We start from the raw sequence: 14,561 nt of genomic DNA, 5'->3' as shown, positions 1-14,561 counted from the left end.
GCGTCCTCTCTATACGATGTGTCGCAGCTCGGCCACAAGCGCCCGGCGGCGCTCATTTAGGCCCAGCTCAAGTCCAACAGGATAGGTGTGGGGGTTCAGCATGCGCAACTGCGTCTCGTCAAGGGTTTCCAAACCTCCACAGGCGCGCTCGCGCGCCGCCATGGCCGAGCGGTCCTCGGGCGAAAGCGCCACCTTGCCGGCGCGGGCCAAAGGCCGCAGGAGCGTCTCGTAGCGCAGCCCCGACAGGTTCTTCTGGCGCAGGTCGTCCATGGGGTCCACGATGACCTCGCGGGCGTCGGGCACGTAGTTCACGTCGAAGACCATGTCGCCGGCGATGCGTCCGCTCTCCAGGTAGTAGCGGCGCACATCCAGCACGCCGGGCGTGGTGAGCTTGGCCGCCGACTCGGAAATCTTCAGCCGCGCCGTCCAGGGCGCCTCGGCGCTCTTTCGCACGGCCGCCAGCTTGTAGACGCCGCCGAGGGTCGGCTGGTCGTAGGCGCTCGCGAGCTTGGTGCCCACGCCGAACGACATGACGTCGGCCCCCTCGTCCAGCATCGACTGAATCGTGTACTCGTCCAGGTCGTTCGAGAGCACGATGCCGCAATCGACAAGCCCCGCCGCATCCAGCATGCGCCGGGCCATCTTCGAGAGCCACGACAGGTCGCCCGAGTCGATGCGGATGCCGGCAAGGCGCTCGCCGCGCTCGCGCATCTCAAGCCCCACGGTAATGGCGTTCTTGATGCCCTGCTCCACGTCGTAGGTATCCACAAGCAAGATGCAGTTGTTCGGGAAGATGCGGGCGTACTCGCGGAAAGCGGTGAGCTCGTCGCTGAAGGACATGACCCAGGAATGGGCGTGAGTGCCCGAGACCGGGATGTCGAAAAGCTTGCCGGCGAGCACGTTGGACGTGGAGGCGCAGCCGCCCACCACCGCCGCGCGCGAGGCCCACACCCCACCAAGACCCTGGGCCCGGCGCAGGCCGAACTCGGCCACGGAGCGCCCCTTGGCGGCGCGGCAGACCCGCGCGGCCTTGGTGGCGATGAGCGTTTGGAAGTTCACCATGTTCAGCAGCGCCGTCTCGATGAGCTGGCACTGCATGATGGGGCCCGTCACCCGCACGATCGGCTCATGGGGAAACACGATGGTGCCCTCGAGCACCGCGTCGATGTCCACCGTGAGGCGCAGATCGCGCAGGTAGTCCAGGAAACTCGGGGCGAAGAGCTTGCCGCCGGCGGGCGCATCCAGCGTCGCCAGATAGGCGATGTCCTCCTCGGAGAACCGGAAGTTCTCCACCAAATCGGCCAGCTGGGCCATGCCGCAGGCCACCGCATACCCCCCTTTGAAGGGATAGTCGCGGAAGTACATGGTGAAGCAGGCCTCCTCGCCCGCCTTCTCGGCATCCCAGTAGCCCTGGGCCATGGTGATCTGGTACAGATCGGTGAGCAGCGCGTAATCCACGTTCATCTACTCGGAGCCTCCCTTGCTGCCGCCGGCGTTCTGCGGCGCGCTCTCGCCGCCGGTGCCCTTGGGCTTGCGGGAACGCCGCCGGCGACGGGGCTTGGGCGCGCCCTCGCCCTGCTTGGCGCTATCGCCGCGCTGCCCCTCGGGGCGGTCGGCGCGCAGGCCCGAGGACTTCTGGCCGGGACGGGGCGCGCCGCTCTTGGGCTTGCCCGCGCCGCCCTGGCCGCTTTTGCCCTGGGCGTTCTTGCCCTGGGCGTTCTTGTTCTGGGCGCCCAGACCGCCCTGGCCGCGCGAGCCGTCCTTGGGACGAGAGCCGGAGCCGGAGCGCTGGCGGCGCACCTTCGGCGCCGCGGCGCCCTCGCCGCCCTTGCCCTCCTCGCGGGAGGTGGACACGCGCTCCAAGCCGTGCCCGTCGTCGCCCGCCGAGAGCTTCGTCGAGCGGCGGCGCTTGCGCGGCGGTGCCGCCGGCGCGCTCGTCGAGGAGGACCCGCCGCGCGATCCGCCGCGCCCGCGGCCCTCGGAGCCGCCCCGACGGCTGCGGCCCGATTCGCTGGCGCTCTTGCGGGCGCCGCCGCCGGTATGGCGCACCTTGGCCCCCTCGGCCAGCTTGTCGGAGCCGGTGAACTGGCTCGTCGTGAAGATGAGCGCCTCGCCGCCGATGACGCGGTGCTCGGCAGTGGCCTCCTCCCAAGCCTCCTCGCCCACGGTGTTCGGGCGATTCTGGCCCTCGGGCGCCTCGTCGAAATCGGCCAGGGGCACCTTCACGGGCTTTTCCCCCTCAACCTTCAGCGAGATGATTTCCCGGGGCACATCGTGGTCGATTACCTTGGCAGGACCCGCCGGCGTCTGCACCGTGCCGTTGATCTTCGGCGCACGGCTCTTGAAGTCCTTGTAGGCGTCGAACTCGTAGCGCAGACAGCACATGAGGCGCCCGCACAGACCGGAGATCTTCTGCGGGTTCAGCGAGAGCCCCTGCTCTTTGGCCATGCGGATGGACACGGGGCAGAACTCGCCGCCGAGCCGCTTGCAGCACAGCTCCTGGCCGCAGTGGCCGATGCCGCCCACCATGCGGGCCTCGTCGCGCACGCCGATCTGGCGCATGTCGATGCGCACGTGGAAGCGGCTGGCCAGCTTGCGCACCAGCTCGCGGAAATCGATGCGCTCTTCGGCCTCGAAGTAGAACACCGCCTTGTCCCCGTCGAGCAGAAACTCCACGGAAACCGGGTGCATATCCTCGTGGTACTCCCGGGCCATCTCCTTGAACACCGGCAGGGCCTCGGCGGATTTCTCCTCCATCTCGGCGGCCCGCTCGATGTCCTCTTCGGTGGCGATGCGCTCCACGGGGCGCAGGGCGCTCTTCAGCGACTTCACCTGCTCCTCGGACACCTCGATGACCTCGCTCGCGGCGATGCCGAACTCGGTGCCCCGGGCGGTGCGCACCACCACGGGCATGTCTTTTTCTATGGGCAAATCGCCCGGATCGAACCAAAGCGTCCGGGGATTGAAGGTCAAGTTAATCGGTGCGACCCGAACCATTGATAACCTCTCTTACGTCGAACAGCAACGTGTCCAGGCACGTTTCTGGGGATACATTATAGGCCAGCGCCCGCTCGCACTCGTCCACCTTGGCGCACGCCGCGGCGAGAGCCGCCGCATCGTGGCCGGCGAACAAGCGGTTCAGCGTATCGCGCTGGTCGGTGTTGATGATGAGCTCCGGCGTGTTGCAGGCCACCATGAGCCCGTCGCGCAGCCACGAGCGCACCATGGCGGTGGTCTGGCGCAGATACTCGCTCGTCTTGGCCGACAGCTGGCGCTTGTTGCGCGCCTCTATCTGGCGGATGGCCGACTTCGCGAGGAAGTCCGCGTTCTCGGCGAGCTCGGCCTCCTGGGAGGCGCGCACCTCGTCGAGCGGCGCCTTGGAGGCCTCCACCAGCGAGCGGGCCATCTCGATGACGTCCCAATCGTCGGCCCGGGCGAGCATGCCCAGATCCGAGAACAGGCGCGTGCGGAAGGCGAGCCGCTCGTTGGCGGGCGCCCGCAGAAACGCCACCGCCGCCGTGATGGAGCCGCCGCAGGCCTCGATGGCCTGGCGCGCCTGGTCCAGGGCGGCCCCGGTGTTCTGGGCCACGATGCCCGCAGCCTCGGAGGCGGGAATGTGGCGGAAGGGCACCACCTGGCAACGGGAGACAATGGTGGGCAGCACTGACTCGCGGGTGCGGCCGAGCAGAATCATCACCACATCGGCGGGCGGCTCTTCCAGCGTTTTCAAAAAGGCGTTGGCCGAGGCGGCGCCCAGCTGGTCCACGCGGTCCAAAATGTAGATCTTCTTGTCCGCCTGAATGGGAGCCAAGGCCGTGTCGGCCACAATTTCGCGCACCTGCTCCACCAAATAGCCGTTGGCGCCAGCGGGCGCAAAGTAGCGCACGTCGGGATGCTTGCGTCGAACGATGCGGCCGCAGCGGTCGCAGTCGCCGCACGAGCCGCCGCGCGGGCCGCACGGACCCTTCGGGCACATGAGCGCCTGGGCAAGCGCGTAGGCGGCCTGGGTCTTGTTCGATCCGGCCGGCCCCACGAACAGGTAGGCCTGGGTCACGCGCTCGGATACCACCGACGCGCGCAGAAACTCCCGCACCTTGGGCTGGCCGAGGATGTTCTCGAAGGCATCAGCCACGCTGCGCCTCCCCCTGCGCCGGTGCGGCGGCTTTTCGCGCGGCCCGCTCGGCGGCGAGCCGCTCGGCGCGCTTGGCCGCCATCTCGTCGGTGACAAGGCCGTCCAAATCGGTGCCGTCCGCCAACGCCTCGGCCGCTTCGGGCAGCACGTCCGATACCGCCTTGAGCACCGCGCGAAACGTATCGGCCCGATGCACCCGCGACTCCACCGTCTTCACGCGCTCGGGCTCGGCCAGGGCAATTTGGTCGAAGCCCTCGGCCACTCGGCGATGGAAGGCGTCTCCCGCTAGCTCGAGGCGGTCGGCGCCGGCGCGCCGGTCCATACGCGAGCGCACCGCGGCTCCCGAGGCCAAAAGCAGCACCGTCACATCCGGCGCCACGCCGTCGCAGGCAAAGCGGTTGGCCGCATCGATGAAGGCGGCATCGATGCCTCGGCCGCACCCCTGGTAGGCCACCGTGGAGTCGTAGAAGCGGTCGCACAGCACCACGGCCCCGCGCTGGAGGGCCGGGCGAATGACCTCGTCGACGATCTGGGCCCGAGCCGCCTCGTAGATGAGCAGCTCGGCCCTGTCGCTCATAACCTTATGGGCCGGGTCGAGCACCACCGCGCGCAGCGCCTCGCCCACGGCCGTGCCGCCGGGCTCGCGCAAGCGCACCACTTCCCGTCCGCGCTCTTCCAAAAGACGCGCGAGGAAGCGAATCTGCGTGGACTTGCCGGCCCCGTCGCCGCCCTCGAAGGTGACGAAGGTGCCCTTGTTCGAACCGGTCGACACGATACCTAGCCCTCGTTTCGCGCCGCCAGGGCGCACTCGCGCACGGCGGCGGCCACGGCATCGGCCACCCGCGGGTCGAAGGGGTCGGGCATGATGAATTCCTCGGTCAGCTCGTCGTCGGACACGAGCGCCGCCAGCGCCTCGGCGGCAGCGACCTTCATAGGCTCGGTGATGCGCTCGGCGCGCGCCTCGAGGGCCCCCTTGAAGATGCCCGGGAAGGCGATGACGTTGTTCACCTGGTTCGGGAAATCGGAGCGCCCCGTGCCCACCACGCGGGCACCGCCGGCCTTGGCCTCGTCCGGGAAGATCTCGGGCGTGGGGTTGGCCATGGCGAACACGATAGCGTCGTCGGCCATGGAGGCGACCATCTCCTCGGTGATGACCCCGGGGGCCGAGACGCCGATGACGATGTCGGCGCCTTCCATGGCGTCGGCAAGCGTGCCGGCCTTATCTTCCCGGTTCGTCACGTCCAGCATGGCCTTCTGAGCGGGGTTCATGCCCTCGTAAGACGAGCTCAAAATGCCGCGGATGTCGCACATGGTAACGTTGGCGAAGCCGTAGGAGAGCAGCAGCTTCGCAATGGCGATACCCGCCGAGCCCGCGCCGTTGACGACCACGCGAGCCGTCTCCTTGTCCTTGCCCACAAGGCGCAGGGCGTTGATGATGCCCGAGAGCACCACGATGGCCGTGCCATGCTGGTCGTCGTGGAAAACCGGGATATCGAGCGCATCGTTGAGGCGCTCCTCGATTTCGAAGCAGCGGGGCGCCGCGATGTCCTCGAGGTTGATACCCCCGAAGCCCGGCGCGATGCGGATGCAGGTCTCGATGATTTCCTCAGTGTCCTGGGTATCCAAGCAGATGGGGAACGCGTCCACGCCGCCGAAGGCCTTGAACAGGGCCGCCTTACCCTCCATGACCGGCATGGCCGCCTCGGGTCCGATGTTGCCCAAACCCAGCACCGCGCTGCCATCGGAGATGACGGCCACGGTGTTCGCCTTCAGCGTGTAGTCGTAAGCCGCCTCAGGATTCTCGGCGATCGCCTTGCAGGGCTCGGCGACGCCGGGCGTGTAGGCCACGGCCAAGTCGTGACGGTCGGCGATGGGCATCTTCGGCTCGAAGGCGAGCTTGCCCTTCCATTCGCCGTGCTTGGCGAGCGATTCCTCTGCGATATTCATAGAACTCGGATCCTTTGAACGAACCTCCCATATAACCCGTTTATTGTACCCAATCCGTCTTCTCTCGCGCCCGCTTGCCCCGCCCCTGCGCACAAGTTCCACCATTGCCCCTGCTCTTTTTCCCAAAAACCGGAGTTAGTAGAGTCTTTCATTGAACTCATGCACCGTTTTCAAGAGCGAAAGTGCTTAATTCTGACGAAAAATAGCCCCAGGAACCGCCGTTGGACTCTACCAACTCCCTTTTTTGTCGGATAATCGGCCTTCGAACGTAAAATGCGAACAGCGCAGCACGCAACCGAACGAAAGGCAGCCATGACTCGCACGCTTGACGCCTCCGCCGTGGGGGCAGCCGTTTACGATGCGATCCGCCAGTGCGCGGTGACGCTTCGGCCCGATTTCCGGAAGGCCGTAGAGGCGGCCCGTGACAACGCCGAGCCTGAAAGCCGCGCGGCCGGCGTGCTCGGGCGCATTTTGGAAAACGCCGCCATCGCCCAGGCCGACAACGTCCCGCTGTGCCAAGATACCGGCAGCGTCTGGGTGTGCCTGGAGGTGGGCGAGGAGCTGGCCGTTCCGGGGAATATCTTCAGCCAGGTAAACGATGCGGTGGCCCGAGCCTACACCGACGGTCGCCTGCGCATGTCCCTCGTGCACGACGCCCTGTTCAACCGCGCCAACACCGGCAACAACACCCCCGCTTTCTGCGAGCTGAAGCTCGTTTCCGGAAGCAGCGCCACCCTGCACGTGCTGCTCAAGGGCGGCGGCTCGGACAACGCCTCGCGCGTGGTGATGCTCGCCCCGGGCGCCGGGGCCGACGGCGTGCGCCGGGTCGTGCTCGACTGCGTGCGCGAGAAGGCCGCCAACGCCTGCCCGCCGCTCGTCATCGGACTTGGCGTGGGAGCCACCTTCGACAAGGTTGCGGGACTGGCCAAGCACGCCCTGCTGCGCGACGTGGGATCCCCCGCCGCAAGCACCGAAGCGGCCGCCTTCGAAGAAGAACTGCTCACCGAGGTGAACGCGCTCGGCATCGGACCTGCGGCCCTGGGCGGCACTCCCACCGCGCTGGCCGTGCATCTGGAAACGGCCCCCTGCCACATCGCCGCGCTTCCCGTGGCCGTGAACATGGGCTGCTGCGCCATGCGCAGCGCCAGCATCGAACTTGCGAAGGGAGCCTAACATGGCGAAAACCGTATCCCTCACGCTGCCCCTCACGCGCGAGGCCGTGGCCGATTTGGAAGCGGGCGACGAAGTACTGCTCTCGGGCCCCGTCTACACCATGCGCGACGCCGGCCACGAGCGCGCGCTACAATGCTTGGAAGACACCAGCCGCCTCCCCTTCGATCTGGAGGGCGCCACGCTCTTCTACGCCGGCCCCACGCCGGCCGCCGCCGGACGGCCCCTGGGCTCGGTCGGCCCCACCACGGCCAGCCGCATGGACTTCGCCACGCCCCAGCTCTTCGCGGCTGGCATCGTCGCCGCCATCGGCAAGGGCAAGCGCAGCCCCGAAGTCGTGCAGGCCTGCAAGGACACCGGCAGCATCTACCTCTGCACCGTCGGCGGCATCGCCGCACTTCTGGCCAAGGCCGTCACCGCAAGCGATATGATCGGCTGGGAAGACCTCGGCACCGAAGCCCTGCGCAAGCTCACATTGAAGGACTTCCCCACCTACGTCGCCGTGGACACAAAAGGAGGCGACCTCTACCGCGAGATAGAAGCCGCCTCGGAATAACCTTTGCGGGAAAAACGCTACTTCCTCTTCGCGCCGCGCCTGGCACCGCCCTTGGCTTTCTCCTCTTCCTCCTTGCCGGGGCAGTCGAAGTTCGGGCACAGCTTCCACGGACCGCGGGCCGTCTTGATGACCACCATGGGCGCGCCGCAGTGCTCGCACACCTCCTCGGTGGGAATAATGTCGCCGTACTGGGGCAGCGGGTAGCGCGTCTGGCACTCGTCGAAGTTCTCGCAGGTGATGGAGCGCTTCAACGTGCGCGGGTTGCGGCGGGCGATGAGCTGCTTGTCGAGCCCCCGCTCAGCGCAGGCGGGGCACTTCCCCACCACCACCTCGGGCTCCTGGTTCGTGGGGCAGTTCGGATCGATGCACTGCACGCGGGGTTTGCTACGGAAGGCGGTCACCTTCACCTGGGGCATGCCGCAGGTGGGGCACTTCTCGGGCACCGCCTCGATCTTGCCCTTGGGAAGCGGATAGGTCACGTCGCAGTCGGGCCAGCCGGCGCACCCGATGAACATCGACTTGGTCTTATGGCTCGCGCGCAGCTGCAGGTCCTTGCCGCACTTGGGGCACGGGCCCACGTAGGCGTCGGCGGCCACGGCGTCGGACAGAGCCTCGGCCACCTCCTCGGAGTGCGGCATGAGGCTCTCCAGCTGCTCGGACAGAAGCTGGCGCGACTTGTCCACCACCTCGGCCTTGGTCACCTCGCCCTCGGCGATGCGGTCCATGGAATGTTCCAGCTCGGCGGTCATCTCCGCATGGGTGATGTGCGGCGCGAACTTGTCGAGCGCCTCGATGACGGCGATGCCCAGCTGCGAGGGCTCGATGGGATCGTTCTGCACGTACTTCACCTGGTAGAGGCGCTCGATGATGGAGGCGCGGGTGGACTTGGTGCCCAAACCCAGCTTCTCCATCTCCTGCACCAGCTTGCCCTGGGAGTAGCGCGCGGGCGGCTCGGTCTGCTTCTTCGTGCACGTGGCGCCGTTGAAGGCGATGGTCGCGCCCTCGGCCATGGCCGGCAGCTGCTCGTCCTTCTTCAGGCCGTAGGGGTAGATGGCGCGGAAGCCCGGCTCGGCCAGCACGTCGCCCTTGGCCACGAACGGCTCGCCGGCCACATCGAGGGTCACCTTCGTGCCCTCCACCGTGGCAGGCCCCGAAAGCGTGGCCAGAAAACGGCGGGCGATAAGGTTGTACAGCTTGTAGTCGGCAGCGGAAAGGTCGTCCGGCGTCGCCTTGGCCGTGGGATAGATGGGCGGGTGGTCGGTGGTCTCCGTCTTGCCGCGCGTGGCTTTCAAAGGTCCTGCGGCCAGAAGCTCCTTGCAGTAGGGCCCGTAGGCAGGATTGCCTGCGATGGCGTTCACCACCTCGGCAAGGTCCAGCGAATCGGGGTACACCGTGTTGTCGACGCGCGGATAGGAGATGTAGCCGTCCATATAGAGGCTCTCGGCGATGCGCATGCAGCGCGCCGGCGAGATGCCCTCGGCAGATGCGGCAGCCATGAGCGAGGTGGTGTTGAACGGCACGGGGGCCGGCACCTTGCGGCGCTTCTTCTCGACTGCGGTCACCTTGGCGCTTACCGCGCCTTCCACGTGAGCCATGGCGGCGTCGGCCTCGGCCTCAACCTTGAAGCGCGCCGTGGCATGGGGCGCCTCGAAGGCCTCGGGGCCGTCGCCTGCCGTGGGGCCGGCAGCCGCGCCGGCGTCGAAAGCGCCGCGGATGACCCAGTAGTCCTCGGGCACAAACGCCATGCGCTCGCGCTCGCGCTCCACGATGATGGCCAGGGTGGGGGTCTGCACGCGGCCCGACGAGCGCACGTTGCCGTAGCCGGCGAACTTCACCAGCGTGAGATAGCGTGTGAGCACCGCGCCCCAAATAAGGTCGATATCCTGGCGGGACGCGCCGGCACTCGCCAGATCGTCGTCCATGGGAACAAGGTTTGCGAACGCGTGGGTGATCTCGGGCTTGGTGAAGGCAGAGTAGCGGGCGCGCGACACCGGCGCCGTCTCGTTCACCTGACGGCAGCATGCCAACGCGTCAGAGCCGATGAGCTCGCCCTCGCGGTCGAAGTCCGTCGCGATGACGATGGAGTCGGCCTTCTTCGCCAGGTTCTTCAGCGAGCGGATAATGTCCTTTTCCTTGGGAAGCTTCTCGATAGGCGCGTACACCAGATACGGCAGCGCCTCCATCTTCCAACCCTTCAAGTCTACCCCATCGGCGGTGAAGGGCTTCTTCTTTTTGAACGGGGGCTTCGGCAGATCGGCGGGAACGGCGGCGGGCAGCGCCTCGCCCTCGGCGGTGACGCCCTCCCAGCCGCCGCGCTTCTTGTATATGAGAGACGGGGCGAAGTCGGGCTCCAGGATGTGGCCGCGCAGGCCGATGGTCACCCATTCCTCCCCCTCGACTTCAAATCGGTAGACCGGCGTGTTGAACACCTTGTCGGCCTTGGGCTTGGTAGCGCCCAGAAGGTCGGCGATCTTTACTGCGGCGTCGTTCTTCTCGGTGACGACCAGTTTCACGGAACCATCCTCCTTCACGGCCGCCCAGGCGGCCTTCACGTTCGCACGATTCCCCCAACTTGAGCTTTTTACGTGCGCGGGGTCTTTGTTGTGCAGCCGCACAAGCCGTCCGGCCGTGCGCATGCGTGGGGCTTAGGATACACGATTTCAACCCCCGCGCAAGAACAAAGTCTCGTAATGTGCGCGCGTCCGAAGTCGCGAACGCGCGCCGTCCGAACGCGCGTTCAAGCATCCCGCAGGCAACGCCGTTCGAAATATCACCTGGGCGCCTGCCAGGCCCGCGAAAGGTTCCTTTAAGGTCCATGACCGTTTCGTGGGCGTCCCGTAGTCGATTTATGAAGACGCCCGGCGCAGGTTACTATGAATGTCGGACGCCGTCGAATCGCAGCATTCGACCCGTGCACACAGAGCATCAACGCACTCCCGGCGGCGCCTTCGCACATGGTGAACGGAACCGAAGGTCTCACCCGAGACAGAGGGGCGCCACCGCCCCGCCCTCACGAGGAGACATTTGTGGATAGCAAGATCGTCAAAGCATTCGTCGGCCTTATTGCCGCTTTCATTCTCGTCATCGCCGTTTTCGGCATACTCCCCCAGATGGGCATTAAGGGCCCCTTCGAGAACTTCCAAAACCCCTTGGCCGGCCTTTTTGAGGGCGGCAAGAACGCGGCTGCCAACGCTGCCCTAGACGTCTCCGGCCTGAAAACAAAGGCCGAAAACGCCCTGCGCAGCAATGTCGACCGCATCTCCGAGGCTACGGGGCTTCCCTCGTCCCAGGTAGATGCCGCCATCGACGCGCTCGACATCCAGAGCTGGGAGGTGACGAGCCTGCCTGCGGGCGTCTCCAAGACTGGATCGGCCGAGGTAAGCTACGGCGGCACGGACGCCACCATCACCACCTACGACGACCCCTCCGTGGTAACCGTCAACGCCATGGGCCAGGACATCACCCTCGCCGTCCCCGAAAGCGCCCAGGACTATTTGCCATTTTTGAGCTACTTGGGCTAAACCCCTTCGCGCGAGCGGATTCCTGGTTCCAAAAAACTAGTTTTCCCGGATCTAAGCCAATTCGGCGCCACAATCTTCACCACTGAACCCACACCCGCAAATAGCGAATCACCGCTCTTGGGCGGAAACGACCCCGTTCCCGTCCAAAAGTCACGTATCGTCGTACTGCCGGGCGGAAACGGCTTCGTTCCCGCCCAAGAGCCGCACATCGCCGCGCCGCCGGGCGGAAACGGCCCCGTTCCCGCCCATGAGCCGTACATCGCCGCTCCGCTGGGCGGAAACGTCCTCGCTCCCGCCCAAGAGCCGCACATCGCCGCTCCGCTGGGCGGAAACGGCCCCGTTCCCGCCCAAAAACAAAAAACTCCTAAACGCTATTAGTCAGCAATCGAATAGGAATCCAGAGATACCTTTACCTCCGCAGCATCAACTTCGCTTATTGCCTCAAACCTAACCTTTTCACCGCGCAACCAGGAACTGGTACTTGCATAGGTTTCCTCAACCTTCACGCCGTCACCATCATAGAGCGCAAGTATGAGCGAGATGTTTTCGAGATCAAGCTCTGTGGTGTTTTCTCCTGTAGCCGCATAGGTGAAAAACCATCCGTCCTCGTCGCTCGTCTTTTCGAAGTTGAGCGAAGCGACTAGCTGCTCGACAGCTTCATTCTCCGCTCCGGATTTCTCTACAGCTCGTCCTCGACGAAGCAGATCGTCCAGCGCGGACTGGTGCCCTTCATCAACCATCAACCCATAGCTGTCGACAAACTCCTTGAGCGCCATTGCTCGCTGATCGTATAGAGAATTCCAACTGTCATAAAACGCGTCGTCATTGACACTCATAGCTCCTGTCAGCTCTTTCGCCTCCTCGAGAAGGTTTAAATATGCCAATACCCTCTCCTGGAGTTTCGAGCTTTCGAATAGTCTTGACCTGAACGGCGCCAGCTTCTCAATCTCAATCTCTGTAGCTTCGGCCAGGGTTTCACCTGTCGTCTCATCTACCGCATCGGCATAGTCGAATCTTTCTTCTAGTCCTCGACCGATGGCTTCTACAGCTTCTTGATCTGCGTATACGACTTCTTCTTGCTGCCCATCCGCCGAAGAGGCCACCTGTGCGCAGCCGCAGCACACAACAAGCCATCCAGCAAGAAGCATTGCGATGATCTTCTTCATAGGTCATTCCTTTCCGCGCCAAAACTACTCTTGAACAGCAGAACTCACTTCAATAACGTACCCCTCAGGGATTGCCGCGCTCAAAAGCGCTTTAATTGACGACTCGGCATTCGCTTGCGCCTCGGTCAGTACCTCTCCGCTAATGGCAGCCGCTTCGGCCTTTTGGCGAGACTCGTCGATGTATTGCGTGACATCCTCCACGCCGATGGGGTTGAGGAAGTTGTTTTGCTCATGCAGCACCTTGAAACTGGCCGTGTCGATAGCGTCAGACAGGATAGTCGCCTGAGGCAGAGACACCTTCACAGTCGTCCCCTCCAAAGTGATCTGGGCCTCATCCAGATTCACGCCCGCTTTAACCTCGCCCATGTAGGTGAGAATGAAAAAGTTCTCCGAAAAAGGAATGTCGATTGTGTCAAACAGCTTGCTGTTGCTCTCGACCTTTTCAACCACCGTATATGTCTGGGACGCTGTAGCTAGCTCACTTATTCGCTCGATCTCGCTCATAAGAATCGATACGTCGAGAGTGGCTTCGTTCTCTTTATCAGGCGGATTGTAAGTGAAAAGCATGAAGACGGAAAACGCACCCACCAGCAATCCAACAAGCGCCCCTAAACCGATGAGCTTCAGCTTCTTTGTTGCATTCGCTTTCGATATCGCCATGCGGCCTCCTTTTTCCAAACAAGATGTGGCGTAATCGGTTGGCTTCATATTTGAAGTCGATTCGTTAATGGTAGCACATATGCTTTCCTCATGAATGTCGAGCAGAAAAGACAGGCCCTGGGAAAAGCCGTTCGCGCCGTCCGCGAAGAGCAGGGCCTATCCCAAAGTCAGCTGGCGCTCATGATCGGCAGCAGCAAGTCCCATATCTGGCGCATCGAGACCGGCCGCGTCGGTGTGGGCATCGATGACTTGGGCCGCATCGCCGACGCGCTGGACACACCGGTCCGCGACCTGCTGACGTTCTAGCGCCGCACCCCGGCGTGCTCATCGGCGCAGACCAGCAGACGGCCGAGGCACTCGCGGTAGGCATCGGCCTCATCGCCCAATCCCATCAGCTCCATAGCGTCCTCGTCGCCAATAAGCTTTGCCAGATAACCCAAGACGGTATCGCAAAAGGCGCTGCACTCGTCTGGGTCGAAGGCGCGCTCCATCCAGCCCTCCCCGAGCCCAACGCGCCGCACAAGGTAATCGCGGACCGCATCGCCCAGGGGGGCCTCCGAGGCCGCCTCGCCCGTCGCCGCGCACAGCTCGGCAAGTCCCGCAAGCGTTCGCTTGGCCCACACGAAGAACACCGTTGCCTGCAGAAAGCCCGCCGTTCCCACTCCCCCGATTTCCTCGGCCAACTCCGCCGCATCGGCCCCATCGGAAAACAGCGTCCACAGCGACAGCAAGTCGCCCTCATCTGCGGGATAATAGGCGTCGCCGAACCACTGGCGCAGGCGATCTACCACAAGCTCCATAGCGGCAAACGACAGCTCGCCATCAATCTCGAGAAAATCTTCCACCACATCGCAGTAGCGGCTCCAAAGCGCATCAAGCTCTTCTTCGGAGAGCACCTCCTGGCGCGCGAGGTACGCTCGGAAGCGCTCGGTGCCCCTCACGGCTTCGGCGAAAGCATCGATATCGGACGTGCCGAAGGCGAGGGTCTCGAACACGTCGTCGCCCACCAGGGCAGCGAAATGCGCAAACAAAATGAGGTTGCGAATGCGCCGCTCCTGCTGGCGCAGCTCTTCGAGCCGCATGGAGAGCGCATCGGCAACGCTCAGGTCGCCATCCAGAATGACAGCCACCTCGCTCAGCTGGAATCCGTAGGTGGTGAGCACCATGATGCGCTTGAGACGCTCAACATCAGCGGGATAGTACAGCTTGCGGTCATTGGCCACGAACTCGCCCGTTCGCGCGACCTTCAGCAGCCCCTCCTTGTCGTAGTGGCGCAGCGCGCGCCGCGTGATGCCCGTGAGCCTCGACACCTCGCCAGCCGTCATCGGCCACGCGTATTCCTCGCTCATCAGCTCGAAGCTCGTCTTAGGTTTCTCGATCATAGCCAGCAGCTCCTCGCGTATTCCGCT

General features: G+C 64.6%; 13 protein-coding genes. 4 read left to right on the top strand and 9 right to left on the bottom strand.

Translation table 11 applies throughout. From position 1 onward, the window contains the following. Positions 1-9 precede the first annotated feature (9 nt). From VJ923_RS09350 to VJ923_RS09330, 5 genes are read right to left on the bottom strand one after another with little or no spacing between them, the layout of a single operon-like run. Positions 10-1,464 (bottom strand): nicotinate phosphoribosyltransferase, encoded by a 1,455-nt coding sequence (locus tag VJ923_RS09350; RefSeq protein WP_326440820.1) that lies wholly within the window; start codon positions 1,462-1,464, stop codon positions 10-12. Then, positions 1,465-2,997 carry a regulatory iron-sulfur-containing complex subunit RicT gene (ricT, locus tag VJ923_RS09345; protein WP_326440818.1) on the bottom strand — a complete coding sequence of 511 codons (1,533 nt, stop codon included), beginning with the start codon at positions 2,995-2,997 and terminating at the stop codon, positions 1,465-1,467. Beyond that, complete coding sequence (locus VJ923_RS09340; protein ID WP_326440816.1) at positions 2,975-4,132, bottom strand: DNA polymerase III subunit; 1,158 nt, start codon at positions 4,130-4,132, stop codon at positions 2,975-2,977. The genes ricT and VJ923_RS09340 overlap by 23 nt, the downstream gene beginning before the upstream one ends. Beyond that, entirely contained in the window at positions 4,125-4,904 is a 780-nt protein-coding gene (tmk, locus tag VJ923_RS09335) for a dTMP kinase (RefSeq protein WP_326440815.1), read from the bottom strand. The genes VJ923_RS09340 and tmk overlap by 8 nt, the downstream gene beginning before the upstream one ends. Positions 4,905-4,909: 5 nt before the next feature. Next, positions 4,910-6,079 (bottom strand): NAD(P)-dependent malic enzyme, encoded by a 1,170-nt coding sequence (locus tag VJ923_RS09330; protein ID WP_326440813.1) that lies wholly within the window; start codon positions 6,077-6,079, stop codon positions 4,910-4,912. Between the two features lie 312 nt (positions 6,080-6,391). On the opposite strand from VJ923_RS09330, the gene VJ923_RS09325 reads away from it, so the two are divergent. After that, on the top strand, positions 6,392-7,252 hold the full coding sequence (locus tag VJ923_RS09325; protein ID WP_326440811.1) for a fumarate hydratase: 861 nt from the start codon (positions 6,392-6,394) through the stop codon (positions 7,250-7,252). A 1-nt stretch (position 7,253) separates the two neighbouring features. After that, the gene (locus VJ923_RS09320; RefSeq protein WP_326440809.1) at positions 7,254-7,805 is read left to right on the top strand and encodes a FumA C-terminus/TtdB family hydratase beta subunit; all 552 of its coding nucleotides are present in this window, start codon (positions 7,254-7,256) and stop codon (positions 7,803-7,805) included. 17 nt (positions 7,806-7,822) lie between these two features. Here the strand turns inward: VJ923_RS09320 and VJ923_RS09315 are convergent, their stop codons facing one another. Continuing rightward, complete coding sequence (locus VJ923_RS09315) at positions 7,823-10,318, bottom strand: DNA topoisomerase I (protein ID WP_326440807.1); 2,496 nt, start codon at positions 10,316-10,318, stop codon at positions 7,823-7,825. Between the two features lie 513 nt (positions 10,319-10,831). On the opposite strand from VJ923_RS09315, the gene VJ923_RS09310 reads away from it, so the two are divergent. Continuing rightward, positions 10,832-11,326 carry a hypothetical protein gene (locus VJ923_RS09310; protein WP_326440805.1) on the top strand — a complete coding sequence of 165 codons (495 nt, stop codon included), beginning with the start codon at positions 10,832-10,834 and terminating at the stop codon, positions 11,324-11,326. Between the two features lie 374 nt (positions 11,327-11,700). On the opposite strand, the gene VJ923_RS09305 is transcribed toward VJ923_RS09310, so the two are convergent. Next, a complete protein-coding gene (locus VJ923_RS09305) occupies positions 11,701-12,492 on the bottom strand; it encodes an FxLYD domain-containing protein (RefSeq protein WP_326440803.1) in 792 nt (263 codons plus the stop codon). Between the two features lie 24 nt (positions 12,493-12,516). After that, positions 12,517-13,152 (bottom strand): DUF4230 domain-containing protein, encoded by a 636-nt coding sequence (locus VJ923_RS09300; protein WP_326440801.1) that lies wholly within the window; start codon positions 13,150-13,152, stop codon positions 12,517-12,519. Positions 13,153-13,242: 90 nt separating this feature from the next. On the opposite strand from VJ923_RS09300, the gene VJ923_RS09295 reads away from it, so the two are divergent. After that, the gene (locus VJ923_RS09295; RefSeq protein WP_326440799.1) at positions 13,243-13,458 is read left to right on the top strand and encodes a helix-turn-helix domain-containing protein; all 216 of its coding nucleotides are present in this window, start codon (positions 13,243-13,245) and stop codon (positions 13,456-13,458) included. Here the strand turns inward: VJ923_RS09295 and VJ923_RS09290 are convergent. After that, positions 13,455-14,534, bottom strand: a complete 1,080-nt coding sequence (locus VJ923_RS09290) for a MerR family transcriptional regulator (RefSeq protein WP_326440797.1) — start codon at positions 14,532-14,534, stop codon at positions 13,455-13,457. The two genes, VJ923_RS09295 and VJ923_RS09290, sit on opposite strands and share 4 nt — an antisense overlap. Positions 14,535-14,561 lie beyond the last annotated feature (27 nt).

The sequence above is a fragment of the Adlercreutzia shanghongiae genome, assembly GCF_035830635.1.
In the GTDB taxonomy this organism is placed as follows: Bacteria; Actinomycetota; Coriobacteriia; order Coriobacteriales; family Eggerthellaceae; genus Adlercreutzia; species Adlercreutzia shanghongiae.
Note: the sequence above shows the minus strand (reverse complement) of the source record. Positions and strands in the feature narration are given on the sequence as shown.

Excerpts from the sequence above, each read along its gene's own strand:
- VJ923_RS09320 (WP_326440809.1), top strand. The coding sequence starts at position 7,254 with ATGGCGAAAACCGTATCCCTCACGCTGCCCCTCACGCGCGAGGCCGTG.
- VJ923_RS09350 (WP_326440820.1), bottom strand. The coding sequence starts at position 1,464 with ATGAACGTGGATTACGCGCTGCTCACCGATCTGTACCAGATCACCATG.
- ricT (WP_326440818.1), bottom strand. The coding sequence starts at position 2,997 with ATGGTTCGGGTCGCACCGATTAACTTGACCTTCAATCCCCGGACGCTT.
- VJ923_RS09305 (WP_326440803.1), bottom strand. The coding sequence starts at position 12,492 with ATGAAGAAGATCATCGCAATGCTTCTTGCTGGATGGCTTGTTGTGTGC.
- VJ923_RS09295 (WP_326440799.1), top strand. The coding sequence starts at position 13,243 with ATGAATGTCGAGCAGAAAAGACAGGCCCTGGGAAAAGCCGTTCGCGCC.
- VJ923_RS09290 (WP_326440797.1), bottom strand. The coding sequence starts at position 14,534 with ATGATCGAGAAACCTAAGACGAGCTTCGAGCTGATGAGCGAGGAATAC.
- VJ923_RS09325 (WP_326440811.1), top strand. The coding sequence starts at position 6,392 with ATGACTCGCACGCTTGACGCCTCCGCCGTGGGGGCAGCCGTTTACGAT.
- VJ923_RS09330 (WP_326440813.1), bottom strand. The coding sequence starts at position 6,079 with ATGAATATCGCAGAGGAATCGCTCGCCAAGCACGGCGAATGGAAGGGC.
- VJ923_RS09300 (WP_326440801.1), bottom strand. The coding sequence starts at position 13,152 with ATGGCGATATCGAAAGCGAATGCAACAAAGAAGCTGAAGCTCATCGGT.